The organism is Comamonas sp. (assembly GCF_036666375.1).
In the GTDB taxonomy this organism is placed as follows: Bacteria; Pseudomonadota; Gammaproteobacteria; order Burkholderiales; family Burkholderiaceae_C; genus Comamonas.
Genome location: NZ_JAVWWA010000060.1, coordinates 8,138 through 30,478 on the forward strand (window position 1 = coordinate 8,138; position 22,341 = coordinate 30,478).

Here is a 22,341-nt window from a genome sequence, read left to right on the forward strand (position 1 = left end):
ACCGGCACGGCATGCGCAGCGGGCTCGGGCGCTGACGCCTGCACGGAACCGTGAGCCGGGTCCTGCACCACATCGGTCAAGGTCGGCACATAGCGCGGTGGCGCCTTGGCATTGGACAAGTCCATCACGCCCCTTTCAGCACCAGATCATGGCGCACGATGTTCAGTCCCAGGCCCGCATAGTGTTTCCAGCGCACACGCGCCTGGGCGCGGTCCTGCTCGTCATGCGCGCTCACCACTTCGACCACGCGCGCGAACGGCGCGAAATGCGCCGGCACGCTGTCCCAGAGGTTGAGCAGCAGGTCCTGGTGCGGCGCGCAGCGCTCGTCCTGAACCAGCACCACGGGCGAGGCCGCGAACACCTGCGCGTCGTCGCCTTCGCAGGCATGGGCCAGGAAGTCGGGCGGCGACAGCTTCCAGAGCATCTGCGACAGCGCCTGCGTCACCGCCTGCGGCCCGGTCACGACCACGCGCGCATCGTTGCGCAAGGCCTTGCGCACGAAGCGGCAGACATAGGCCAGCCTGTCGGGCGCGTTGAAATGAAAGGCGACTTCGGTCATGGTCACAGCGCTGGCGCCACTCAAAGCAGCGTATCGGTCGCGGCGTCGGGCGCGCCGGCCGCGGGCGTGATCGTCTTGGCGACGGCAGCCGTCGTGTCGGCCGCTGCCGGGAGCTTGGCCGCCTTGACAGGCTTGACAGGCTTGGCGGCCTTCACCGTCTTGCCGGCCTTGTCACCCTTCACTGCCTTGGCCGCCACAGGAGCGGACTTGGCAGCTTCAAGCAGGTAGTGCACCAGCAGGCCCACGGGACGGCCCGTGGAGCCCTTGGCCGCGCCGCCCTTCCAGGCGGTGCCCGCGATGTCCAGATGCGCCCAGGCCATGTCGCCCACGAAGCGCTGCAGGAACTTCGCGGCCGTCACCGCGCCACCCGCACGGCCCGCGACGTTGCCCATGTCGGCGAAATTGCTCTTGAGGCCTTCGGCGTAGTCGTCGTCCAGCGGCATGCGCCAGCACAGGTCCTGCGCCTCCTCGCCCGCGTTCTGCAGCGCCAGGGCCAGCTCCTCGTTGTTCGAGAACAGGCCGCTGCGCAGCCCGCCCAGCGCGACCACGCAGGCGCCGGTGAGCGTCGCGATGTCGACCACGGCGCGCGGCTTGAAGCGCGCAACATAGGTCAGCGCGTCGCACAGCACCAGACGGCCTTCGGCGTCGGTGTTGAGGATTTCAATGGTCTGGCCGCTCATGCTCGTGACCACGTCGCCGGGCTTCACGGCGCGTCCGTCTGGCATGTTTTCGCAGGCCGGGATCAGGCCGACGACATTGATTGCCGGGCGCAGTTCGGCCAGGGCACGGAACACGCCCAGCACGCTGGCCGCGCCGCCCATGTCGAACTTCATCTCGTCCATTTCGGCCGACGGCTTGAGCGAAATGCCGCCGGTGTCGAACGTGATGCCCTTGCCAACCAGGGCCACGGGCGCGTCGCCCTTGGCGCCGCCCTGGTAATGCAGCTCGATCAGGCGCAGTGGCTCGGCCGAGCCCTGGGCCACGGCGAGAAACGCGCCCATGCCGAGCTTGGCGACTTCGGCCGGACCGTGGATCTTGCACTCGATGCCGGGCAGCTTGGCCAGCGCCTTGGCGGCGTCGGCGAGCAGCGTGGGCGTCGCATGGTTGGCGGGGCGATTGGCCCATTCGCGCGTCGTGCCCTGGCCCAGCGCCAGAGCCACGCCGCGGTCGAACGCCGCCTGCGACGCGGCCTTGGAAGGCACGCCCAGCACCACCTTCTCGAGGCTGCAGGGCTTGGCCGAAGGCTTGGTCGTGGCAAAGACATAGGTCGCGTCGGCAATCGCCTGCACCGCAGCAGTCAGCGCCGGCGCAGGGACATCGAAACTGAAGCACACTACAGCGCGCTTGAGCGCGGGCGCGCTCAACGCCGGGCCGACAGCGGCCAGGGCCTTGCGAACGGCCTTGGCCGAGCCATCGCCCGCACCCACGAGCAGCACCCGGCGCGCAGCGATGGCGGGCAGATGATAGAGCGACAATGACTTGCCGGCTTCGGTCTGCAGGTCGCCATGCTTGAGGGCCAGGGCCACAAGCGAGGACAGGGGATCGGACGCGGCGGGCGTGGGCTCGGCAACGAGCAGCACCAGCAGGTCGGATTTTTCGTTGGCGGCAGCCGCGATGGTCAGTGCCTTGAGATCAAAGTTCATAATCGGCGTTTTCCTTTTAGCCAATGTTATTCGATTCATCCATACGCAAAGAGCTGGCCCGCAGCTTTGGCGCCACCTTGGTGGTGTTGGTCACGGTCGTCATGACCATGATGCTGATTCGCACGTTGGGCCAGGCATCCCGCGGCAATGTCAATCCTTCCGACGTGATCATGGTCATGGGCTTCACGGTATTGGGCCAGTTGCCCACTATTTTGGGTCTGAGCCTGTTCGTGTCCGTCGTAGGGTCTCTGTCGCGCATGTACCGGGACAGCGAGATGGTCATCTGGTTTGCCAGCGGGCGCGGACTGGTGTCGTTCCTGCCACCGCTGCTGCGCTTTGCCTGGCCGGTCGTGGCGGTGATCGCGGTGCTCGCAACGCTGGTCTGGCCCTGGTCCAACCAGCAGGTGCAGCAGCTCAAGTCGCAGTACTCGCAGCGCAGCGACATCGACCGCATCGCGCCCGGCGAGTTCCAGGAATCGTCGGACGGCTCGCGCGTGTTCTTCATCGACAAGGACACGCCGGGCGCCGATGCCGCGAGCAATGTGTTCATCGTCACCAACGAGCCGCATGCGGAGTCGGTGACGTCGGCACGCAGCGCGCGCCTGATTGTCGAGAACGGCCAGCGCACGGTCATCCTGAGCGACGGCCAGCGCGTCGAGACCCAGACCGACACTCCGGGCGTGAAGATCAGCGAGTTCAAGGAATACGGCCTGCAGCTGGGCGACGGCGCATCGATCGCCGAAGAGGATGCATCGGCGCGCAGCCAATACACCCATGCGCTGTGGAGCAGTGCGCTGCCGGCCTACCAGGCCGAAATGGGCTGGCGCCTGGGCCTGCCGCTGGCGGCGCTGAACTTCCTCGTGCTGGGCCTGGCCGTGGCCAGCGTGAACCCGCGCGCGGGCAGCAGCTCGAGCCTGATGATTGCGCTGTTCGCATTCATCGTCTACTACAACCTCATGACGCTGGGACAAAGCTGGGTCGGCGCGGGCCGCATCGGGCCCTTCAGCTTTCTGGCGCTGCTGCATGGCGGCACGCTGCTGTGCGCCCTGGGCGTGCTGCTTGCGCGCCACCACCGCTGGTCGATACGTTCGCTCTGGTCCAACCGACGCAAGGAAGCCGTGCAATGAAAGTCCTGCGCCGACTGATCTACCGCGACGCGCTGTCCGCCGTCGCCTTCGTGACCCTGGCCTTTCTGGGGCTGTTTTTCTTCTTCGATCTGATCGATGAGCTGCGCTGGGTAGGCCGCACCGGCGGCGACCTGTACAAACCTTCGCACGCGCTGGTGTTCGTGCTGCTGAGCCTGCCCAGCCATCTGTACGAGCTGCTGCCCATCACCGTGCTCATAGGCACGATCTTCGTGATGGCGCGGCTGGCGCAAAGCTCCGAGTTCACCATCATGCGCACCAGCGGCATGGGCCCGTGGATGGCCTTGCGCACGCTGCTGGTGCTGGGCCTGGGTTTCGTGGTGCTGACGTTTGCCGTGGGCGACTACATCGCGCCCGCGGCCGAACGCCTGGCGCAGACCGTGAAGGCCGCGCAACTGGGCAAGGTGTCGAGCGGCGCCACCGGCGCCTGGCTCAAGGAACGCCAGGGCGATCATTCGTTCGCGGTCAACGTCAATGCGCTGAGCAATGACGGCGACCTGCTGGGCGTGCGCATCTTCGAGTTCGATGCCCAGGGCCACATGGCCTCGCAAACCCGCGCCGAGAGCGCCGTGGTGAGCACCAACGACGACACCTGGGAGCTGCGCAACGTGACGCGCAGCACCTATGTCGTCGAGGCCGGCCAGGCGCGGCTCGATCGCGTGCGCGAGGCCGCGCTGCGCTGGCCCACGCGCATCAGCGCGGAGATGGTCGCCGCTTCGCTGCTCAAGCCCGACCGCATGGCGACGCTCGACCTGTTCCAGTACATCCGCCACCTCGAATCCAACGGCCAGTCCGCGCAGCGCTATGAAATCGAATTCTGGCGCAAGGTGTTCTATCCCTTGAGCTGCCTGGTGATGGTCGTGCTGGCCCTGCCTTTTGCCTACCTGCATTTCCGCTCGGGCGGCATCGCGGGCTATGTGTTCGGCGGCGTCATGGCCGGCATCAGCTTCTTCCTGCTGAACAACGTGTTCGGCTACGCGGGCAATCTGCAGAACTGGTCGCCCTGGCTCACTGCCGCGGCGCCGGGCTTCATTTACAGCCTGCTTTCACTCGGCGCCTTCAGCTGGCTGGTGCTCAGGCGATGAACATGACTACTGAAAATCCTTCGACATTCGGCGTGATCCTGCTGGGCCATGGCTCGCGCGATCCGCTGTGGCGCGCGCCCATCGAGGCCGTGCAGCAGCGCGTGCAGCGCGCCCAGCCGCAGTCGCCCTGCTGCTGCGCCTATCTGGAACTCACCGAGCCCAGCCTGGCCCAGGCCGCCGACCAGCTGATTGCCCAGGGCGTGCGCCAGCTGCGCATCACGCCCATGTTCCTGGGCACGGGCAAGCATGCGCGCGAAGACATTCCGCGGCTGGTCGCCGAGCTGCAGGCGCGCCACCCCGACGTGCAGGTTGAAGTGCAGGCATCCGTGGGCGAGGACGCGCGCGTCACGGCCTTGCTCGCGCAGATAGCGACCGAATAACGCGTTGCGGGCCGCAAATTAGCGGCTCTTGTTAGACAAATGCGTCATAATGATGGAAGCTCTTAGCAGAAATCAGTATGAACCTGCATCAATTCCGCTTCGTCCAAGAAGCCGCGCGCCGCAACCTCAATCTCACCGAGGCGGCGAAAGCCCTGCACACCTCGCAGCCCGGGGTCTCCAAAGCCATCATCGAGCTGGAGGAAGAGCTGGGCGTGGACATTTTCGCGCGCCACGGCAAACGCCTCAAGCGCATCACCGAGCCCGGCCAGCATGTGCTGCAAAGCATTGAGCTGATCATGCGCGAAGTGGGCAACCTCAAGCGCATAGGCGAACAGTTCAGCGCCCAGGACAGCGGCACGCTGAGCATCGCCACCACCCACACGCAGGCGCGCTATGTGCTGCCGCCTTCGGTCGCCAAGCTGCGCGAGATCTATCCCAAGGTGCACATCAGCCTGCACCAGGCCACGCCCGCGGAAGTCGCGCGCATGGTGATCGACGAGGTCGCCGAGATCGGCATGGCCACCGAGTCGCTGGCCGACTACCCCGAACTCGTGACCCTGCCCTGCTATGAATGGCAGCATGTGCTGGTCGTGCCGCCCAGCCACCCGCTGGCGCAAAAAGAGCGCATCTCGCTGGACGACATTGCCCACGAATCGCTGATCACCTACCACCCCTCGTTCACGGGCCGCAACAAGATCGACCAGGCATTCACCGCACGCCGCCTGCAGCCGCGCGTGGTGCTCGAAGCCATCGATTCGGACGTGATCAAGACCTATGTGCGCCTGGGCCTGGGCATTGGCATCGTCGCCGAAATGGCGATGCGCGACGACCCGGCCGGCGACCTGGTGGTGCGCCCCATGGGCCATCTGTTCGGCCAGAACGTGGCGCGCGTCGCGTTCAAGCGCGGCGCCTACATGCGCAACTTCGTCTACAAGTTCGCCGAGCTGCTCAGCGACCGTTTGAGCCGTGACCTGGTGGTGCGCGCCATGAACGGCCATGTGGCCGATTACGAACTCTGATTCTTCCGACTGACCTGCGCACCGGCCCGCGGTGCCTTATTGTTTTTCCTGCTGCACCATGACCTCTACCCCTGCTGCATCCGCACCCCGCACGCCTCTTTTCGCCAGCAAGCTGCCCGCCGTCGGCACCACGATCTTCAGCGTGATGTCGGCCCTGGCCACCGAGCACCAGGCCGTGAACCTGGGTCAGGGCTTTCCCGACTTTGCCTGCGACCCGGCGCTGATCGAGGCCGTGCACCAGGCCATGCTGGCCGGCCACAACCAGTACCCGCCCATGCCCGGCGTGCCCGCGCTGCGCCAGGCGGTATCCACCAAGATCGCGGCGCTGCACGGCCGCACTTACCACCCCGACAGCGAGATCACCATCACCGCGGGCGCGACCCAGGGCATTCTCACGGCCATCCTGGCCTGCGTGCACCCGGGCGATGAAGTCATCGTTCTCGACCCCTGCTACGACAGCTACATTCCCAACATTCTGCTGGCCGGCGGCGTGCCGGTGCGCGTGCCGCTGACGCCGGGCAGCTTCCGCCCCGACTTCGCCAGGATTTCGGCGGCGATCACGCCGCGCACGCGCTTGCTGATCATCAACACGCCGCACAACCCCAGCGCCACCATCTGGAGCGCCGAGGAAATGCGCACGCTGGAAGAACTGCTCGCGCCCACCGACGTGCTCTTGATCAGCGACGAAGTCTACGAGCACATGGTGTTTGACGGCGCCGTGCACCAGAGCGCGGCGCGCTTTCCCGGCCTGGCGGCGCGCGCCTTCATCAATTCGAGCTTCGGCAAGACTTTCCACGTCACCGGCTGGAAGGTCGGCAGCGTGGCCGCGCCCGCGGCGCTGACAGCCGAGTTCCGCAAGGTCCACCAGTTCAACGTGTTCACCGTGAACACGCCCATGCAGCACGGCCTGGCAAGCTACCTGGCCGAGCCCGCGCGCTACCAGGGCCTGCCGGCGTTCTACCAGGCCAAGCGCGACCTGTTTCGCGCGGGCCTGGCGGATTCTCGCCTCAAGCTGCTGCCCAGCACCGGCAGCTTCTTCCAGTGCGTGGACATCTCGGCCGTCAGCGATCTGAGCGAAGCCGATTTCTGCCAATGGCTGGTGCGCGAGATCGGCGTGGCGGCGATTCCGCTGTCGGCGTTCTACGGCGACGGCTTCGACCAGCGCGTGGTGCGCTTTTGCTTTGCCAAGGAAGACGCGACGCTGCACGCGGCGCTGGCGCGCCTGCGCAAGCTCTGAGCCGCAGCCGTCAATCGAACTGCTCGCCCGGGGTCAGCGGCGCATGGCGGTAAGTCGCCGGCGTGCGCGATAGCTTGATCGGCGAGCCCACGCCCTGGTAGCCGGGCAGCTGCACGCGCAGCTGGCGGTGCAGCGTGTGCGGGTGCGCGAGCGCCGCATCCACAGCCTGCACGGGCGCGGCCGGCACGCCGATCGCCATCAGCGCCGTGGCCAGCGCATTGCCTTCGAAGCCCGCCAGCGCCTGTTCCAGCAGGGGCTTGAGCGCCTCGCGGTGCACCGAACGCTGGCCGGCGGTCGCAAAGCGGCTGTCCTGCACCAGCTGTGCGCAGCCGATGTGCTCGCACAGCAGCTTGAACTGGCGGTCATTGCCCACGGCAAAGAACAGCGGAATGGAGCCGGTCTGCAGCACGTCGTAGGGCGCGATGTTGGGGTGGGCATTGCCCGAGCGCTGCGGCGTCTTGCCGTCCATGAACCAGTTGGCAGCATGCGGGTGCAGCAGCGAGATGCCGCTGTCGTAGAGCGCGGCGTCGACCAGCTGGCCCAGGCCGCTGCGCTGGCGCTCGTGCAGGGCCAGCATCACGCCTATCACCGCGTTCATTCCCGTCACCATGTCGACCACGGGCAGTCCCACGCGCAAGGGCCCGCCGTCGCGCTCGCCGTTGACGCTCATCAACCCGGTCATTGCCTGGATGGCGGCGTCGTAACCCGGCCAGGCGCCCAGCGGGCCGTCGGCGCCAAAGCCGCTGACGCGGCACCAGACCAGGCGCTCGAAGCGCTGCTGCATCTGCGCAAAGCCAATGCCCCATTTTTCCATCGTGCCGATCTTGAAGTTCTCGATCAGCACGTCGGCCTGGGCCATCAGCGCCAGCAGCTTTTCCTGGCCCTGGGGCGCGCTCAGGTCCAGGAACTGGATGCGCTTGTTGCGGTTGAGCCCGTGGTAGTAGGAAGCCACGCCGTCCTTGAACGGCGGCCCCCAGGCGCGCGTGTCGTCGCCGCCGGGCGGCTCGATCTTGAGCACGTCCGCGCCGTGGTCGCCGAGAATCTGCCCGCACAGCGGGCCGCCCAGAACGCGCGACAGGTCGAGCACGCGCATGCCCTGGAGCGCGCCGCGCGCAGGCGTTGTGGTTTGCATGGTGTATTCCCTCAATCGAGCTTCGCGCCCGAAGCATCGACCACGGTCTTCCACTTGGCGGTTTCGGCCTTGATGAAGCGCGTCAGGCCTTCGGGCGTATGGTCCGTGGCCGACTCCAGGCCCTGGGCGGCAAAGCTGGCGCGCACCTTGTCCTTTTTCAGCGCCTGGATGAAGGCGCTGTTGAGCTTGGCCACGCGCTCGGGCGGCGTGCCCGCGGGCGCGACCACGCCAAAGAACACGCTGACGTCGTAGCCCGGCAGGCCTTGCTCGGCAATGGAGGCGATCTCGGGCATGGCCTGGGAACGCTTTTCGGTCGCCACGCCAATGGCCTTGAGCCTTCCGGCCTTGATGTAGGGCATGGCCGTGAGGATGTCGGTGAAGCTCATCTGCACCTGGCCCGCGAGCAGGTCGTTGAGCGCCGGGCCCGTGCCCTTGTACGGCACATGCTGCAGCGTGGTGCCGGCCATCTTGTTGAACAGCACGCCCGCAAGATGCGACGAGGCGCCGTTGCCCGACGAGGCGTAGTTCAGGCTCTGGGGCTTGGCCTTGTCGAGCGCAATCAGCTCCTTGAGGTTGGCGGCCTTGACGTTGGCATTGACCACCAGGATGTTGGGCAGGTAGCCCACATGGATGATGGGCGCGAAGCTGGTCACGGGATCGTAGGAGATCTTGCTGTACAGGCTCTTGTTGATGGCCAGAGGCCCCGAGGTGCCGAACATGATGGTGTAGCCATCGGCTTTGGCGCGCGCCACGCCATCGGCGCCGATGTTGCCGCCCGCGCCAGCCTTGTTTTCCACGATCACGCTCTGGCCGATTTCATCGGTCAGCGCCGCGGCCAGCGTGCGCGCCATCGCATCCGTGGGGCCGCCGGGCGGGAACGGCACGACAAAAGTGATGGGCTTGGAAGGAAATGCCTCGCCCTGGGCCAGGGCCGCGGTGGCGGCGCTGCAGGCCAAGGCACATGCGAGCAGGAATCTAGGGCTTGTCATTGTCTGTCTCCATTTTTGTAGTGTTGTCGTCATTGCGCGCCTGCCGCCAGCCTCAGGCCGTTTGCAGCCATGCAGCGGGAATGTCCGCCTCCTGCAGCGGATCGCGCGGCAGCACGCGGTGCACCAGCACCAGCTGGGCCCAGCGCAGGCGCTGCGCGCTGCCGGTCTGGCTGGCTTCCCAGGCCATGGCGATGGCCGTGAAGCTGTTGTAGAGCGCCGAAGCCGCGCTGCGCGCCAGGCGCTCGCCGTCGGCATTCGCGGCCACGGCAGCGGCGGCAAATTCGCCCGCGCGCTGCATGGCGGCGTGCAGCGCCTGCTTGAACGCCGGCGCCGCCTGGGTCTGCGCCAGCAGCGCGGCCGCATGGGCCTGGAGCGCGGCCAGCGAGTCCTCGCGGCGTATGGCGCGCAGCACGTCCAGCGCCACGATGTTGCTCGTGCCTTCCCAGATCGAGCCCAGATGGGCATCGCGCACCAGGCGCGGGTCGCTCCACTCCTCGATATAGCCGCAGCCGCCGCGCACTTCCATGGCGTCGCCCGTGACCTTGCGCGCATCGCGGCAGGCGCGGAACTTGATCAGCGGCGTGAGAATGCGCAGCAGCGCATAGCCGCCCGGCTCGCCGGCATCGGACCGCTGCAGCGCCTGGGAAGTCTGCAGCACCATGGTGCGCGCCTGTTCGCTGCGCATGCGCAGCTTGTCGAGCTGGCGGCGCATCAGCGGCATATCCTGCAAGGCCTTGCCAAACGCCTGGCGGTGCTGGGCGATGTATTCGGCCTCGGCGACGGCGCGGCGCATCATGCCCGCGGCGCGCACGCCGTTGGACAGGCGCGAGTTGTTCACCATGTCGGCCATCTGCGCGAAGCCCCGGCCCTGCTCGCCCACGAGATAGGCGACAGCGCCATCCAGCTGGATCTCGCCGCTGGCCATGGAGCGTGTGCCCAGCTTGTCCTTCAGGCGGATGATGCGGTAGTGGTTGCTGCTGCCGTCGTCCAGCCTGCGCGGCAGCAGGAACAGCGACACGCCTTTCATTCCCGGCGGGTCGCCTTCGACGCGCGCCAGCACCATGGCAAAAGCCGCGTCCGGGTTGGAGCAGAACCATTTGTCGCCGGTCAGGCGCCACGCGCCGTCGGCATGGGGCGCGGCCAGCGTCTGGGTGTTGGCGATGTCGGAGCCGGCCGCCTGTTCGGTCATGAACATCGCGCCCTGCGCCTGGTCGGCGAAGTCTGTGGCCGTGAGCTGCGCCCAGTACTTGTCGACCAGCGCCGGCGCGCCGAACTTGCGCAGCGTGCGTGTGAGCGAATCGGTCATAGACAGCGGGCAGCACAGGCCGAACTCGGCCTGCACGAACAGATAGGTCAGCGCGTACTTGGCCAGCGGCGGCAGCTTTGCGGCCCAGCCCAGCACGCCTTCGCGGTGCGACATGATGGCCAGGCTGAAGTCGCCATAGGCCACGCGCTCCATTTCCACATAGGCCGGGTGCTTGTCAATGCGCTGCGCGTCCTGGCCGGTGCGCGTGCGCTGCGCCAGCGTGGGCGGGTTCTTGTCGGCGATCAGCGCCAGCTCGTCGAGCCGTCCGCCCGCGAGCTCGCCCATGCGCGTGAGATAGGGCTGCAGGTGGGCGTTGACGTCCTGCGGCAGATACAGCTGCAGCAGGGGCGCGAACTGCGTGTCCGTCGTGTACAGGTTGCTGCCGTGGCGGTCGGGCACCGGGTGGACGGTGCGTGTTTCCAGGGATTGTTGCGCTGGGCTCATGTTCATTTTGTCTCCTGCGGCCACCGGGCTCGCATGGACAAATTCTGGGAACGCAGCCTATTCGCGTCAAATATTATTAATAAATTGATCTATATACTGAAGATATCAATCCATCGCCCACAGCGCCTGCCGGGCCGATCACGGCACAAGCTCCCAAGCCCCCAATGATCCACCTAGAAACCCGCCAGTTGCAGTACTTCGTGGTGCTCGCCGAGGAGCTGCATTTCAGCCGCGCGGCGCAGCGGCTGTGCATCTCGCAGCCGCCGCTGAGCATTGCCATCAAGCAGCTCGAAAGCACGCTGGACGCCCAGCTGTTCGAGCGCAACAGCCGCGGCGTGCGCCTGACCCACGCGGGCCGACACCTGCTGGTGCAGGCGCGTGACATTCTGGAGAGAACGCGCCGCGCGGCCGTCGATACGCGCGCGGTGGCGCTGGGCATGGCCGGCAGCCTGCGCCTGGGCTTCGTAGGCTCGAGCATGTACCGCGGCCTGCCCGAAGCGCTGGAACGCATGCGCGCCCAATACCCCCACGTGCGCGTGGACCTGCATGAACTCAACAGCATCGACCAGGTCGGGGCGCTGCAGGCCGGCAAGATCGATCTGGGACTGATGCATACCATGGCGCCACCGCCGGGCATGAGCGCGCAGACCATCGCCTCCGAGCCCTTCATCGCCTGCATTCCCGCGGGCCACCCGCTGGCGGGTCAGGCGAAGATCTCCATCGCCCAGTTGGCCAACGAACGCCTGATCCTGTTTTCCGAAGCCGTGTCGCCCGACTACTTTCGCGTGATACGCAGCATGTGCCAGAAAGCCGGGTTCGACCCCGAGCTGCGGCATGAGGTGCGCCACTGGCTGTCCGTGCTGTCGCTGGTGAGCACCGGCCAAGGCGTGTCTCTGGTGCCGGCCTGCCTGCAGCGCGCGGGCATGCAGGGCCTGGCGTTCAAGCCGATCGCGCGCAAAACGCCGCTGTCGGTGCTGCAGGCCATGTGGCGCCCCTCGCCCGCGCATCCTCTGGTGCCGATACTGCTGGCGCACCTGCATTCGGTCGTGAAAGAGCACCTGCAAATGGCCTGCGCAGCCGAACGCTGAACGGGCGCAGCGCTCACCGGATTCAGCGGAAAATGCCTAAGTCAATGTGGCTCGAATGGGTTTTGCATCGGTAATGATTCTCATTTAATATCATTTCCAATGAATGAAGGACTTCTGCGCGCAAGCCTTTCGCCGGCCTGCCCTGTCCTGCGCGCGCCGCGCATTTTTTCCCACTCCCCAGACGGACTCCCATGCCCTTTACCTTGCCCCAGCTTGCCTACGCCTATGACGCCCTCGAGCCGAACATCGATGCGCAGACGATGGAGATCCACTACACCAAGCACCATCAGACCTATGTGAACAATCTCAATGCGGCGCTTGAAGGCAGCGCGTATGCGGAACTTTCCATCGAGGCCTTGATTGCCCAGGTCGAGTCCCTGCCCGAAGCGCTGCGCCCCGCGGTGCGCAACAACGGCGGCGGCCACGCCAACCACAGCCTGTTCTGGCAAGTCATGTCGCCCCAGGGCGGAGGTCAGCCTGCGGGCGATCTGGCGCGCGCAATCGAGTCCGACCTCGGCGGCCTCGAAGCCTTCAAGGCCGCGTTCACCAAGGCCGCGCTGAGCCGCTTCGGCAGCGGCTGGGCCTGGCTCACGGTCGACAGCGCCGGCAAGCTTGCGGTCGAAAGCAGCGCCAACCAGGACAACCCGGCCATGGTCGGCATCGGTTCCGGAAATACCGCCATCCTCGGGCTCGATGTGTGGGAACATGCGTACTACCTCAAGTACCAGAACCGTCGCCCCGAGTACATCGCGGCGTTCTACAACGTCATCGACTGGGCCGAAGTCGCTCGCCGCCACGCCCAGGCGCTGCAAGGCTGATCGGACCCACGCATGAATGACTCCAGCGCCTGCGCTGCGCGCGCCACACAACGCATGCGGCTCAGAACCCGGATCGGGCTGGCGATTTCCATTCTTGGCGTATGGGCGCTGTGCGCCCTGGTCTGGAACGGCCTGCAGAACAATCCGGCGGCGCGCGGCGCGCTGCTTGCCGGCGGCGTCGCAGCGCTGGCCACGGCGCTGGGCACCTTGCCCGTGCTGCTGGCCCAGCGCCCGTCCGAACGCCTGCAGGACACGCTGTTCGGTTTCGGTGCCGGCGTGATGCTCGCGGCATGCGCGTTCTCGCTGGTCATTCCAGGCCTGGACGCGGTGCGCCAGGCCGGCGGCAGCGCCTGGGCCGCGAGCGGCTCGGTCGGCACGGCCATTTTGCTCGGCGGCCTGGTGCTGCTGGCGCTGGACAAGCTGCTGCCGCACGAACATTTCATCAAGGGACGCGAAGGCGCCAGCGCCCAGCAGCTGCGCCGCACCTGGCTGTTCGTCATCGCAATTGCCTTGCACAACATTCCCGAAGGCCTGGCCATAGGCGTGGGCTACGCGGGCAACGAAGGCCTGCGCGCCAACGCGCTGGCGATAGGCATTGCGATCCAGGACGTGCCCGAAGGCTTTGTCGTTGCCGCGGCACTGCTTGCCGCGGGCTACGGTCGCATTCTGGCCGTCGCCATAGGCATGGCTTCGGGCCTGGTGGAGCCCATGGGCGCCGTGGTCGGCGCTTCCATCGTCGGACACTCCGCGATGCTGTTGCCTTGGGGCCTGGGTTTTGCGGCGGGAGCGATGCTGTTTGTCATCAGCCACGAAATCATTCCCGAATCCCACCGCAAGGGCCACGAAGTGTTTGCCACCGCCGGGCTGATGCTGGGCTTCGTGATGATGATGGTGCTCGATACCGCACTCGCCTGAGCACGGCCGCGCGCAGCGCGGTCGGGCATACAAGGCGCATCAAGGCAGCAATGAATGGCGCGTAATCACGATTATTCGCAATTCTGTGTAGGAGACTTCCCACAAGCTTATCAGTAGTTAATAACTATTGCATTTTGATAACTCAAATACATTGGCTATGCCAATCATGGCTTGTTTATCAAGAGGCTTAAATTGCTCCATTTCCCCAAAAGAAAGTTCGTGAAGTCTGCATTCGCCGCGGTGCTCGCAATGACACTGGCTGCGTGCGGCGGTGAAGGTTCCAGCGAGGTGGGTGTCCGAAACGATGCAGCCGGAAACGACGCCGCCGGCCCCGCGGAACTGTCCACCCTCAGTGGTGTCGCCGCCCTGGGCGCGCCCATAGCGCAAGCCCAGGTCGATTGCAGATGCGCATCCGGCGCAAGTGCCTCTACCGTTACGGGGACTGACGGTGGCTTCAGGCTCCGGTTGATGGACAGCGACTATCCCTGCGCGCTGGCCATCACCGGTGGAGTGGCCAACGGCCAGCCCCTGGCACAGCCGCTGCACTCGGTGGCCAGCGCGGCGGGCACGGCGAACATCACGCCCTTGACAGACCTGATGGTCGCCAGCATGAGCGGTCAGCGCCCGGCACTATGGCTTGCCGGCGCAACGCAGGGCGAGTTGGCCGCAACCATCACCGACGCCAAGCTGGCCCGGGCGCTCGATGGGCTCCACGCCACGCTGGCATCGCTGCCCGCGCAAGCCGCGCTGCCAGCCGGCTTCCATCCAATGACCTCACGCTTCAACGCGCAAGCCGGCGATGCAGCGGACGACCTGCTGGAAAGCTACAGCCACGCATTGAAGACCGCAGGCCTGACCCATGTCAGCGCCACGGCGCGCGTGGCTGCGGGAGAAACACTGGCCGCGGGTTCCTATGCCGCAACGGTGATCACCACGCCCGGCTTGCGCACTTTCCGCATGAGCATCTTCAAGGATGAGGATGGCCGGGATGTGCTGCATGTTCCCGACCCGCTGCGGGGAACGAAAACTGCATTCCTCAAGAAGCGAGAGGACGACGCCATCACCGGACTCGAGAGCAACGCGCATTTCGACGCTATTCGACCCTTCTTCGGCAATCTTTTCGGCATTCTGGGTTCGCCCAACAGCCCGCAGCCGGAACCACTTGATGATATGGGCGCGTGGCATTGGAATCTTGGCGGCTCAGTCACCTATGCCTACATTTCGGACGAGATGGTAGAAGTCGACCCCAAGGAATTGCTGGGAAGAACATTCAAGCAGTACTCAGATGCCAGCAATTGGCGCTACTTCACGACCATCCGCCTCGATCAACAAGGCAACGCCACGATCACAGATCCCAGGGAAGAGGAAGATCCCTATGTCGTCACCGACTACCTGGCGCCGTTCCAGAAAGGCGGCTGGGAAGAAGCTGACGATGGCGAAGTCTTCACCGCCCATGCAAAGGCCTTCAGGTTCACAACGCTTCGAGGGGAGGTCAAATACGCCATCGTCACCACGATAGGCCTCAAGAACCCGAAGAGCACCGCATTCGACACCAAAAACGAAGAAATATGGATGGCCGTATCCCAATAGCCACGCGCGGCATGGACGAGGCCGGCGTCCATGCCAGGCTCGGGGCCCTGTCAGCTTGCGTGCTATTGTGGCCAGGCTTAGAGCCGCTAACACGACCCAGCAAATCGAAGATTTGCGGTTGCTGCTAGGCGCGGTGCCGCAGGCAGTGCAAGTAGCACGACAAGGCGACGCAACGACGCAGCAAGGGTTGTGTTAGCGGCTCTTAGTGCCTGGTCGGACCCATGGGCGCCATGGTCGGCGCTTGCATCGTCCAACACTCCGCGAGATGGTGCTCGATACCGCACTCGCCTGAGCACGGCCGCGCGCAGCGCGGTCGGGCATCCAAGGCGCATCAGCCGCTTTCGGCGCCGGCGAGCTGGAAGCAAAACACCGCGCCCCTGTCAGGCAGCTCCAGCAGCCGGATATCGCTGCCATGCAATTGCAGGATGCGCTTGACGATGACCAGCCCCAGCCCGCCGCTGCCCGAGCTGCCGGAACGCGAACCGAAGACCGGGCGCATGAACAGCGAGTTGCGCAGCTGCGCCGGTATGCCCGCCCCCGTATCGCTGACCCGCACCGCCACGCCCGTTTCGTGGGCGCGCAGCTGCACTTCGATTTCGCCGCCCATGGGCGTATGGCGGATGGCGTTGTCCAGCAGGTTGGTCAGCACGCGCTCTATCATTCCCAGGTCGGCGCACACCGCAGGCAGGCAGGACGCGATATCGGGCCGCAGTCGCTGCTGGCGCGCTTCGGCGGCCAGCTCGAATTTCTGGAACACGTCCTGCACCAGATCGGCGAGCGCGAAGTTTTCCTTGTCGGGCTTGACCACGCCGTATTCCAGCCGCGCCAGCTCGAACACTTCCTGCGCGAGCCTTCCGACCTTGCGGCTCTGGTCCAGCGCGATTTCCAGATAGCGCCGGCGCTCGCTTTCGTCCAGCGTCGCGGCCTTGAGCATCAGGGTTTCAAGATAGCCGTGCAGCGATGTCAGCGGCGTGCGCAGGTCGTGCGAGATGTTGGCGAACAGTTCGCGCCGCTGCTGGTCCTGCAGCGTCAGCTCGCGCCATTGCTCGGCGATGCGCTGCGTCATCTGCGTGAACGCCTGGCCAAGCTGCGCAATTTCGTCATGCCCGCGCGACAGCCGCGCCAGCCGCGGCGCCTCGGTTTGCAGCGCGTCCATGCCCTCGGTTTCGAAGCGCTTGACCGCCACCGTCAGCTCGCGCAGCGGCCGCGTGATCAGGCGGAACGCGGCCAGGCCCGCAAGCAGACCCAGCAAGGCCACGAGGCCCATCAACCACAGGGTGGTGCGCAGCACCGTTCCTGCCGCCGTGTGGGCGACCAGCGCGTCGTGGTCTTCGCCCTGCAGCACCACATAGACATAGCCCGCATCGCGGCCGTTCATGCGCAAAGGGGCGGCGCTGAACACCTTGCGCACATCGGGACTGCGCGGATCGTCGCCCACGATGGGCAAGGCCGCGCCCGCGAGCAACTGCTGCACCGGCTGCAGATCGACCCGGTCGCGCCTGAGATGGCCCGGCGGCGCGGCCTGGGCCTCGATGCGTCCGTCGAGCCCCAGAAGATAGACCTCCACGCTAGGGTTCACCGCCATGAGCTTGTCGAACAAGTCCTTCACCGCGCCCTGGTCCAGCCCGCCCGGTTTCATCAATTCGGCGTTCTGCGCGATGTGCGCGGCCAGGCCGCTGGACAGGCGCTGTATCACTTCCTGCTCATGCTTGCCGTTGGAGCGCAGCTGCAGCCAGACGGAGGCGCCGCAGCACACCAGCAGCAAGGCCGCGAACACCATCGACAGGCGCCGCGACAAGGTGGCCCAGGCCATCATGATGCGCCCTCACCGTGGGCCGCGGCCGACATCTTGTAGCCATGGCCCCACACGGTGAGAATGCGCCGCGGCTGCGCCGGATCGGCTTCGACCTTGATGCGCAGCCGGTTGATATGCGTGTTGACCGTGTGCTCGTAGCCGTCATGGTGATAGCCCCAGACCTGGTTGAGCAGGTCGAGCCGGGAAAACACCTTGCCCGGGCTGCGTGCAAAGAAGTACAGCAGATCGAATTCGCGCGGTGTCAGCTCGATGGGCCTGCCGTTGACGCGCACCTCGCGCGCCAGGGGCTCGATGTCGAGCTCACCTATGCTGAGGCTGCCCGAATCCATGCGCGCGTTGCGCGCCAGCGCGTCGGTGCGCCGCATCAGCGCCTTGACGCGCGCCACCAGTTCCAGCACCGAAAAAGGCTTGGCCAGATAGTCATCGGCGCCCAATTCCAGGCCCAGGATGCGGTGCACTTCACTGGAGCGCGCGCTGATGATGATGATCGGCGTATACCTTGCCATCGCGCGTGCGCGCCGGCAGATTTCCAGGCCGTCGATGCCCGGCAGCATCAGGTCCAGCACCAGCGCATCCCAGCTGCCGCGCTCGAGTTCGGCCAGGCCCGCATGGCCGTCGCCCGCATGCGTGACGGCATAGCCCTCATCGCGCAGATGCAAACGCAAAAGCTCCGCAATGTGCAGATCGTCCTCGACGATCAATACGCGTTTGGTGGGGTCCATAGGCTGGTATTTTCTCGCGTTATGCGCTGCCGAGTTATCACAATTAATTGAACTTTGCGTGATACATCGGCGATGGGCTGCGGCCAACAATTCACGCCATGAACCGCACTCTCATCGCCCCTTCTGCCGCGCCGGCCCGGCCCGCCGACAGCCGGCCCATCCACCCGCTGTGGCTGCGCCTCACGCATTGGCTCAATGCGCTGGCCGTGGTGATCCTGATGCTCAGCGGCTGGCGCATCTACGACGCCTCGCCGCTGTTTGCATTCACCTTCCCGCCGGCCATCACGCTGGGCGGCTGGCTGGGCGGCGCACTGCAGTGGCATTTCGCCGCGATGTGGCTGCTGTTCTTCAACGGCCTGCTCTACCTGGCGCTCAACCTTTTGAGCGGCCGGTTGGCGCGCAAGTTCTTTCCGCTCACGCCGCGGGGCTTGCTGCGCGACCTCAAGGGAGCGCTCCACGGCAAGCTCTCGCACGCCGACGTGCGCCAATACAACCAGGTGCAAAAGCTCGCCTATCTGTGCGTGCTGCTGGACCTCATCGTGATCGTGCTGTCGGGCCTGGTGCTGTGGAAGTCGGTGCAGTTTCCGCTGCTGCGCGAACTGCTGGGGGGCTACGAGCTCGCACGCCGCATCCACTTTTTCGCCATGGCAGGCATTGCCCTCTTTCTTGTCGTGCATCTGGTGATGGTGGCGCTGGTGCCGCGCACGCTGAGCGCGATGATTCACGGCCACGCGCCCAAGACACCATGAAAATCTTCCAAGCCCCGACGCTGGCGAACATCGATGGCGCGGCCGCAGTGCGCGAAGCGCAGCGGCTGATCGGCCGGCAAGTCGCGCTGCCCGCGCGCCGCGCCTTCCTGCAACGCTCGCTCACGCTGGGCGGACTGTCGCTGCTGACCGGTTGCAGCATCAGCGACGACGCCCATGTCGAAGCCGCGCTGGCCAGGATCTCGCGCTTCAACGACCGGGCCCAGGCGCTGCTCTTCGACCCCGCGCAGCTCGCGCCCACCTATACCGATGCGCAGATCACGCGCCCGTTTCCCTTCAACGCCTATTACGGTGAGGACGAAGTGCGCGTGGTGGAAGAGGCCGGCTACCGGCTCGAAGTGAGCGGCATGGTTGCGGTCCGCCACGCGTGGACGCTGGCCGAGCTGCGCGCCATGCCGCAGCATGACCAGATCACCCGCCATATCTGCGTCGAAGGCTGGAGCGCCATAGGCAAATGGGGCGGCGTGCGCTTTGCCGATTTTCTGCACCGTATCGGCGCCGATACCAGCGCACAGTACGTCGGCTTCAAGTGCGCCGACGACTACTTCACCAGCATAGACATGCCCACCGCCCTGCACCCGCAGACGCTGCTGGCGCTGACCTACGACGGCCTGCCGCTGCCGCCCAAGTACGGCTTCCCTATGAAGCTGCGCATGCCGACCAAGCTGGGCTACAAGAATCCGAAACACATCATGGCGATGTTCGTCACCAACACCTATTCCGGTGGCTACTGGGAAGACCAGGGCTACAACTGGTTCGGCGGCAGCTGAAGGAGCGGCATGCGCCTCTCGACTGCCAATGAAAGCGCAAGGCCATGTTCCGCGGAACAGGCCGTTCTTCTGACCACTGCACTCAAGGACTCCAAATGAACAAGCTCACCACTACCCTTCTTGCCACCTGCATCGCCGTTGCCGGGGCCTCGGCCTTTGCCGCGGACGACATGGCCAAGGACAGCAAAAGCGCGATGACCAAGGACTCCATGGCCAAGGATTCGATGTCCAAGGACGGCATGAAGAAGGATGCGATGAAAAAGGACTCCATGGCCAAGGACGGCATGAAAAAGGACGGCATGAAAAAGGACTCGATGGCCAAGGACGGCATGTCCAGGGACGCAATGTCCAAGTAAGCACCTGCGTCGAGACGCTCGATTCGCCTGCGCTTCGCAGCGGGCGGATAGGGCGCAAATGCCATGTCCGGGCATGGCGTCCTCATCCACACTGCGCCAGGAAAATTCCATGAAATCCATTACTTTGACCGCCAGCGCCCTGGCTGCAGCCGCCCTGCTTTGGCAGGCCCTGCCCTCCTTTGCCCAAACGCCGCGCCGGGTGGCCGCGCCCACAGTCGACATCACTCCGGCGAACAGCGCCGGTACGGAGACGGCGGTGTTCGCCGGCGGCTGTTTCTGGGGCGTTCAGGGCGTGTTCCAGCATGTCACGGGCGTGAGCAATGCGGCCTCGGGCTATGCCGGAGGCGACGCCAAAACAGCGCGCTACGACGCCATCGGCTCGGGCCGCACGGGCCATGCCGAGTCGGTGCGCATCACCTACGACCCGCAGCAGATCAGCTACGGCAAGCTGCTGCAAATCTACTTCTCGGTCGCGCATGATCCCACCGAGCTCAACCGCCAGGGGCCCGACAGCGGCCCCCAGTACCGCTCGACGGTATTCGCGCAGAACGGCGAGCAGGAACGCGTCGCCAAGGCATACATCGCGCAGCTCGATCAGGCCAAGGCATTCGGCAAGCCGATAGCGACCACCATCGAGGTCGGCAAGCCGTTTTATCTCGCCGAGGACTATCACCAGAACTACCTGACGCTGCATCCGGGCCAGCCGTACATCATGATCAACGACCTGCCCAAGATCGACGACCTGAAGAAACTGTTCCCCGAGAATTACACGGCCAAGCCCGCGCTTTTCCCCACGGGAAAAACCAGCTGAACCGCGCCCGCGCTCATGCCCGGGCCAGCCTGCGCGCGATGTCGGCCAGGCGCGGCTCCAGCCCCTGCGGCCAATCGGTGCCCGGCTGCTGCAGGTGGGCGACCGCGGCCGGGCCCAGCAAGGCTTCGCGCAGGAACTCGGCCTGCACGGCGCCGCTGTCGCCTTGACCCGCCAGCGCCTGGCCCCAGCGCAGGGTTTCATGCGCGCCCTTGTAGGGCCGGTTGAGGCTGATCTCTGCGGGCGCGGCGCCCAGCGCATCGGCCCATGCAAGCGCAAGCCGGCGCAGTGCGGGCGCGGCCAGGCTGACTTCGCTGCCCTCGCCGTTCTCGTCGCCACGGTTGCCCAGATTGACCCAGGCCGGCAGGCGATCGGCCACGGGCCGCTCGACGACGATGGCGCCGTCGGCGCGCATCTTGGTGTTCATGGTGTCGTGCAGGCTGATCACCAGCAGGCCGCGCGCCGGGCCGCTGGCGCGCACCTTGTCGATCACGCTTTCGGCGGCCGCGCCATAGGCCTGCGGCCCCAGTGCATGGCTGCGCGCCAGCGCCGCGGCCAGCGCCGCCCAGCCGGCCTCGTCGGCGGGCTCGAGCAGCACGTCCTCGCCCGAAAACGTGATCGGACGAATCGCATCGACGCCCGCGAACGAGATGCCCGACTCGCCCGCGCGCTGGCGCGCCAGCCGCGCCCAGAATTCGCGCAGGTCCTGCAGCGGCTGCGCGGGCGGCGCGCGGTTCGGGTCCATCACCAGGCGCGAATGCGGGTTCTCGACGAACACCACGCCAGGGTCAGCCGCCGCCCAGGCGCGGCCCAGCGCGCTGGTCAGTACATCGGAGTAATCGAGCTGCTTGCGCAGCGTCAGGCCCGGGGCGATGAAAGGCTTGAGTTCGGCGGGAAAGGCCGCGCTCGCATGCGGCCCCAGCACCACCGTCGTGACCGCAGCCGCAACCGCCTCGAAAGGCCGGCGGCCACGGTCCTGCCAGAACACCAGATCGTCGAACCCATGGGAGCGGCCAGCGGCCAGCCACAGCAGATCGGCGCTCATGCCGCACCTCCCACGACTCGCGAGATCAGCAGCCCCAGGCCCACGGCCACGACCGCATAGATCAGGGTAGGCAACAGAAATGAATGGTTGATCACCGCGCTGCCTATGCGCGTGCTGCCGGTGCGGTCCATCTCCACGGTGGCGATCTGCGAACCGTTGGTGGGCAGCAGGAACACCCCCACCACCGCCGGCCACATGGCGGCCAGCGTCGCGGGCTCGAGTCCCAGCGCTATGCCTATGGGAATGATGGAAAAGGTGGCGCTGGACTGGCTGGTGGTCATCGCGGCCACGGCAAACAAGGCCACGGCGATCATCACCGGCGCCTGCTGGGCCAGCGCGCCCAGGCCGTCGACGATCACGGTCTGGTGGGCTGCGATGAAGGTGTTGGCCATCCAGGCCACGCCGAACAGCGCCACCACGGCGACCATGCCCGAATCGAACAGCGAACTCTTCACGATCTCGCCGGCCTTGACCTTGGCGAACGCCACGATGGCCGCGGCCACGGTGAGCATGGTGATCTGGATCAGTTGGGACAGGTCCACACCCGCGAGCTGCCCATTGACCATCACCTGCGGCCGCAGTTGCGGAAAAATGCCCGCGGCGATGATGAACAGCACGCCGCACAGGAACAGCAGCGCCGATATCTTGCCTTCGCGCGTCGGCGGCTTGAGCTGGGCGTCGGCAGCGGGTGCCACCAGCTCGCCGCT

22 protein-coding genes are annotated in these 22,341 nt (G+C 66.0%); 13 read left to right on the forward strand and 9 right to left on the reverse strand.

The features are described from left to right. Positions 1-124 precede the first annotated feature (124 nt). Together RR928_RS14990 and RR928_RS14995 are read right to left on the reverse strand one after the other, a co-directional pair. The gene (locus RR928_RS14990; RefSeq protein ID WP_332539500.1) at positions 125-559 is read right to left on the reverse strand and encodes a DNA polymerase III subunit chi; all 435 of its coding nucleotides are present in this window, start codon (positions 557-559) and stop codon (positions 125-127) included. A 20-nt stretch (positions 560-579) separates the two neighbouring features. Beyond that, positions 580-2,202, reverse strand: coding sequence for a leucyl aminopeptidase (locus tag RR928_RS14995; protein WP_332539502.1), 1,623 nt, complete (start codon positions 2,200-2,202; stop codon positions 580-582). Positions 2,203-2,225: 23 nt separating this feature from the next. Here RR928_RS14995 and lptF point away from each other — a divergent pair, with 23 nt between their 5' ends. The 5 genes from lptF (at position 2,226) to RR928_RS15020 (ending at position 7,068) form a co-directional block, all read left to right on the forward strand. Then, positions 2,226-3,329: an LPS export ABC transporter permease LptF gene (lptF, locus tag RR928_RS15000; RefSeq protein WP_332549445.1), complete on the forward strand. Its 1,104-nt coding sequence runs from the start codon at positions 2,226-2,228 to the stop codon at positions 3,327-3,329. Then, positions 3,326-4,432, forward strand: coding sequence for an LPS export ABC transporter permease LptG (gene lptG, locus RR928_RS15005; RefSeq protein ID WP_332539504.1), 1,107 nt, complete (start codon positions 3,326-3,328; stop codon positions 4,430-4,432). The genes lptF and lptG overlap by 4 nt, the downstream gene beginning before the upstream one ends. A gap of 2 nt (positions 4,433-4,434) precedes the next feature. Further along, positions 4,435-4,812, forward strand: coding sequence for a sirohydrochlorin chelatase (locus tag RR928_RS15010; protein WP_332539505.1), 378 nt, complete (start codon positions 4,435-4,437; stop codon positions 4,810-4,812). Between the two features lie 77 nt (positions 4,813-4,889). Next, a complete protein-coding gene (locus RR928_RS15015; RefSeq protein ID WP_332683131.1) occupies positions 4,890-5,831 on the forward strand; it encodes a CysB family HTH-type transcriptional regulator in 942 nt (313 codons plus the stop codon). Positions 5,832-5,889: 58 nt separating this feature from the next. Continuing rightward, the gene (locus RR928_RS15020) at positions 5,890-7,068 is read left to right on the forward strand and encodes a pyridoxal phosphate-dependent aminotransferase (RefSeq protein WP_332549444.1); all 1,179 of its coding nucleotides are present in this window, start codon (positions 5,890-5,892) and stop codon (positions 7,066-7,068) included. 10 nt (positions 7,069-7,078) lie between these two features. Here the strand turns inward: RR928_RS15020 and RR928_RS15025 are convergent, their stop codons facing one another. From RR928_RS15025 to RR928_RS15035, 3 genes are read right to left on the reverse strand one after another with little or no spacing between them, the layout of a single operon-like run. After that, positions 7,079-8,200 (reverse strand): CaiB/BaiF CoA transferase family protein, encoded by a 1,122-nt coding sequence (locus RR928_RS15025; RefSeq protein ID WP_332539510.1) that lies wholly within the window; start codon positions 8,198-8,200, stop codon positions 7,079-7,081. An 11-nt stretch (positions 8,201-8,211) separates the two neighbouring features. After that, entirely contained in the window at positions 8,212-9,189 is a 978-nt protein-coding gene (locus RR928_RS15030; protein WP_332549443.1) for a Bug family tripartite tricarboxylate transporter substrate binding protein, read from the reverse strand. 52 nt (positions 9,190-9,241) lie between these two features. Next, positions 9,242-10,945, reverse strand: coding sequence for an acyl-CoA dehydrogenase family protein (locus RR928_RS15035; RefSeq protein ID WP_332683134.1), 1,704 nt, complete (start codon positions 10,943-10,945; stop codon positions 9,242-9,244). Positions 10,946-11,103: 158 nt separating this feature from the next. Here RR928_RS15035 and RR928_RS15040 point away from each other — a divergent pair, with 158 nt between their 5' ends. From RR928_RS15040 to RR928_RS15055, 4 genes are all read left to right on the forward strand, one after another. Next, positions 11,104-12,027: a LysR family transcriptional regulator gene (locus RR928_RS15040; protein ID WP_332539514.1), complete on the forward strand. Its 924-nt coding sequence runs from the start codon at positions 11,104-11,106 to the stop codon at positions 12,025-12,027. A 191-nt stretch (positions 12,028-12,218) separates the two neighbouring features. Continuing rightward, positions 12,219-12,845 carry a superoxide dismutase gene (locus RR928_RS15045; RefSeq protein WP_332539516.1) on the forward strand — a complete coding sequence of 209 codons (627 nt, stop codon included), beginning with the start codon at positions 12,219-12,221 and terminating at the stop codon, positions 12,843-12,845. A gap of 12 nt (positions 12,846-12,857) precedes the next feature. Next, the gene (locus RR928_RS15050; protein WP_332549441.1) at positions 12,858-13,760 is read left to right on the forward strand and encodes a ZIP family metal transporter; all 903 of its coding nucleotides are present in this window, start codon (positions 12,858-12,860) and stop codon (positions 13,758-13,760) included. Between the two features lie 219 nt (positions 13,761-13,979). Further along, on the forward strand, positions 13,980-15,350 hold the full coding sequence (locus RR928_RS15055; RefSeq protein WP_332549440.1) for a hypothetical protein: 1,371 nt from the start codon (positions 13,980-13,982) through the stop codon (positions 15,348-15,350). Between the two features lie 331 nt (positions 15,351-15,681). Here RR928_RS15055 and RR928_RS15060 read toward each other — a convergent pair whose 3' ends face one another. Next, positions 15,682-17,163 (reverse strand): sensor histidine kinase, encoded by a 1,482-nt coding sequence (locus RR928_RS15060; protein ID WP_332536720.1) that lies wholly within the window; start codon positions 17,161-17,163, stop codon positions 15,682-15,684. Continuing rightward, the gene (locus RR928_RS15065) at positions 17,163-17,888 is read right to left on the reverse strand and encodes a response regulator transcription factor (protein WP_332536656.1); all 726 of its coding nucleotides are present in this window, start codon (positions 17,886-17,888) and stop codon (positions 17,163-17,165) included. The genes RR928_RS15060 and RR928_RS15065 overlap by 1 nt, the downstream gene beginning before the upstream one ends. A 98-nt stretch (positions 17,889-17,986) precedes the next feature. Here RR928_RS15065 and RR928_RS15070 point away from each other — a divergent pair, with 98 nt between their 5' ends. The 4 genes from RR928_RS15070 to msrA all read left to right on the forward strand — a co-directional run bounded on the left by RR928_RS15070 (position 17,987) and on the right by msrA (position 20,592). Next, positions 17,987-18,637 (forward strand): cytochrome b/b6 domain-containing protein, encoded by a 651-nt coding sequence (locus RR928_RS15070; RefSeq protein WP_332536657.1) that lies wholly within the window; start codon positions 17,987-17,989, stop codon positions 18,635-18,637. Beyond that, complete coding sequence (locus tag RR928_RS15075) at positions 18,634-19,425, forward strand: molybdopterin-dependent oxidoreductase (protein WP_332683138.1); 792 nt, start codon at positions 18,634-18,636, stop codon at positions 19,423-19,425. The genes RR928_RS15070 and RR928_RS15075 overlap by 4 nt, the downstream gene beginning before the upstream one ends. A gap of 95 nt (positions 19,426-19,520) precedes the next feature. Beyond that, a complete protein-coding gene (locus tag RR928_RS15080; RefSeq protein WP_332536661.1) occupies positions 19,521-19,781 on the forward strand; it encodes a pentapeptide MXKDX repeat protein in 261 nt (86 codons plus the stop codon). Between the two features lie 109 nt (positions 19,782-19,890). After that, positions 19,891-20,592: a peptide-methionine (S)-S-oxide reductase MsrA gene (msrA, locus tag RR928_RS15085; protein WP_332549793.1), complete on the forward strand. Its 702-nt coding sequence runs from the start codon at positions 19,891-19,893 to the stop codon at positions 20,590-20,592. A 13-nt stretch (positions 20,593-20,605) separates the two neighbouring features. Here the strand turns inward: msrA and RR928_RS15090 are convergent, their stop codons facing one another. Together RR928_RS15090 and RR928_RS15095 are read right to left on the reverse strand one after the other, a co-directional pair. Continuing rightward, on the reverse strand, positions 20,606-21,634 hold the full coding sequence (locus RR928_RS15090; protein ID WP_332536664.1) for an N-formylglutamate amidohydrolase: 1,029 nt from the start codon (positions 21,632-21,634) through the stop codon (positions 20,606-20,608). Further along, positions 21,631-22,341 (reverse strand): anaerobic C4-dicarboxylate transporter family protein (locus RR928_RS15095; protein ID WP_332683141.1); only part of this gene is annotated, 711 nt, incomplete at its 5' end. The genes RR928_RS15090 and RR928_RS15095, both read right to left, overlap by 4 nt.

Bases quoted from the DNA above. Each gene is read 5' to 3' on its own strand.
- RR928_RS14990 (WP_332539500.1), bottom strand. From the start codon at position 559: ATGACCGAAGTCGCCTTTCATTTCAACGCGCCCGACAGGCTGGCCTAT.
- RR928_RS14995 (WP_332539502.1), bottom strand. From the start codon at position 2,202: ATGAACTTTGATCTCAAGGCACTGACCATCGCGGCTGCCGCCAACGAA.
- lptF (WP_332549445.1), top strand. From the start codon at position 2,226: ATGTTATTCGATTCATCCATACGCAAAGAGCTGGCCCGCAGCTTTGGC.
- lptG (WP_332539504.1), top strand. From the start codon at position 3,326: ATGAAAGTCCTGCGCCGACTGATCTACCGCGACGCGCTGTCCGCCGTC.
- RR928_RS15010 (WP_332539505.1), top strand. From the start codon at position 4,435: ATGACTACTGAAAATCCTTCGACATTCGGCGTGATCCTGCTGGGCCAT.
- RR928_RS15015 (WP_332683131.1), top strand. From the start codon at position 4,890: ATGAACCTGCATCAATTCCGCTTCGTCCAAGAAGCCGCGCGCCGCAAC.
- RR928_RS15020 (WP_332549444.1), top strand. From the start codon at position 5,890: ATGACCTCTACCCCTGCTGCATCCGCACCCCGCACGCCTCTTTTCGCC.
- RR928_RS15025 (WP_332539510.1), bottom strand. From the start codon at position 8,200: ATGCAAACCACAACGCCTGCGCGCGGCGCGCTCCAGGGCATGCGCGTG.
- RR928_RS15030 (WP_332549443.1), bottom strand. From the start codon at position 9,189: ATGACAAGCCCTAGATTCCTGCTCGCATGTGCCTTGGCCTGCAGCGCC.
- RR928_RS15035 (WP_332683134.1), bottom strand. From the start codon at position 10,945: ATGAACATGAGCCCAGCGCAACAATCCCTGGAAACACGCACCGTCCAC.
- RR928_RS15040 (WP_332539514.1), top strand. From the start codon at position 11,104: ATGATCCACCTAGAAACCCGCCAGTTGCAGTACTTCGTGGTGCTCGCC.
- RR928_RS15045 (WP_332539516.1), top strand. From the start codon at position 12,219: ATGCCCTTTACCTTGCCCCAGCTTGCCTACGCCTATGACGCCCTCGAG.
- RR928_RS15050 (WP_332549441.1), top strand. From the start codon at position 12,858: ATGAATGACTCCAGCGCCTGCGCTGCGCGCGCCACACAACGCATGCGG.
- RR928_RS15060 (WP_332536720.1), bottom strand. From the start codon at position 17,163: ATGGCCTGGGCCACCTTGTCGCGGCGCCTGTCGATGGTGTTCGCGGCC.
- RR928_RS15065 (WP_332536656.1), bottom strand. From the start codon at position 17,888: ATGGACCCCACCAAACGCGTATTGATCGTCGAGGACGATCTGCACATT.
- RR928_RS15070 (WP_332536657.1), top strand. From the start codon at position 17,987: ATGAACCGCACTCTCATCGCCCCTTCTGCCGCGCCGGCCCGGCCCGCC.
- RR928_RS15075 (WP_332683138.1), top strand. From the start codon at position 18,634: ATGAAAATCTTCCAAGCCCCGACGCTGGCGAACATCGATGGCGCGGCC.
- RR928_RS15080 (WP_332536661.1), top strand. From the start codon at position 19,521: ATGAACAAGCTCACCACTACCCTTCTTGCCACCTGCATCGCCGTTGCC.
- msrA (WP_332549793.1), top strand. From the start codon at position 19,891: ATGAAATCCATTACTTTGACCGCCAGCGCCCTGGCTGCAGCCGCCCTG.
- RR928_RS15090 (WP_332536664.1), bottom strand. From the start codon at position 21,634: ATGAGCGCCGATCTGCTGTGGCTGGCCGCTGGCCGCTCCCATGGGTTC.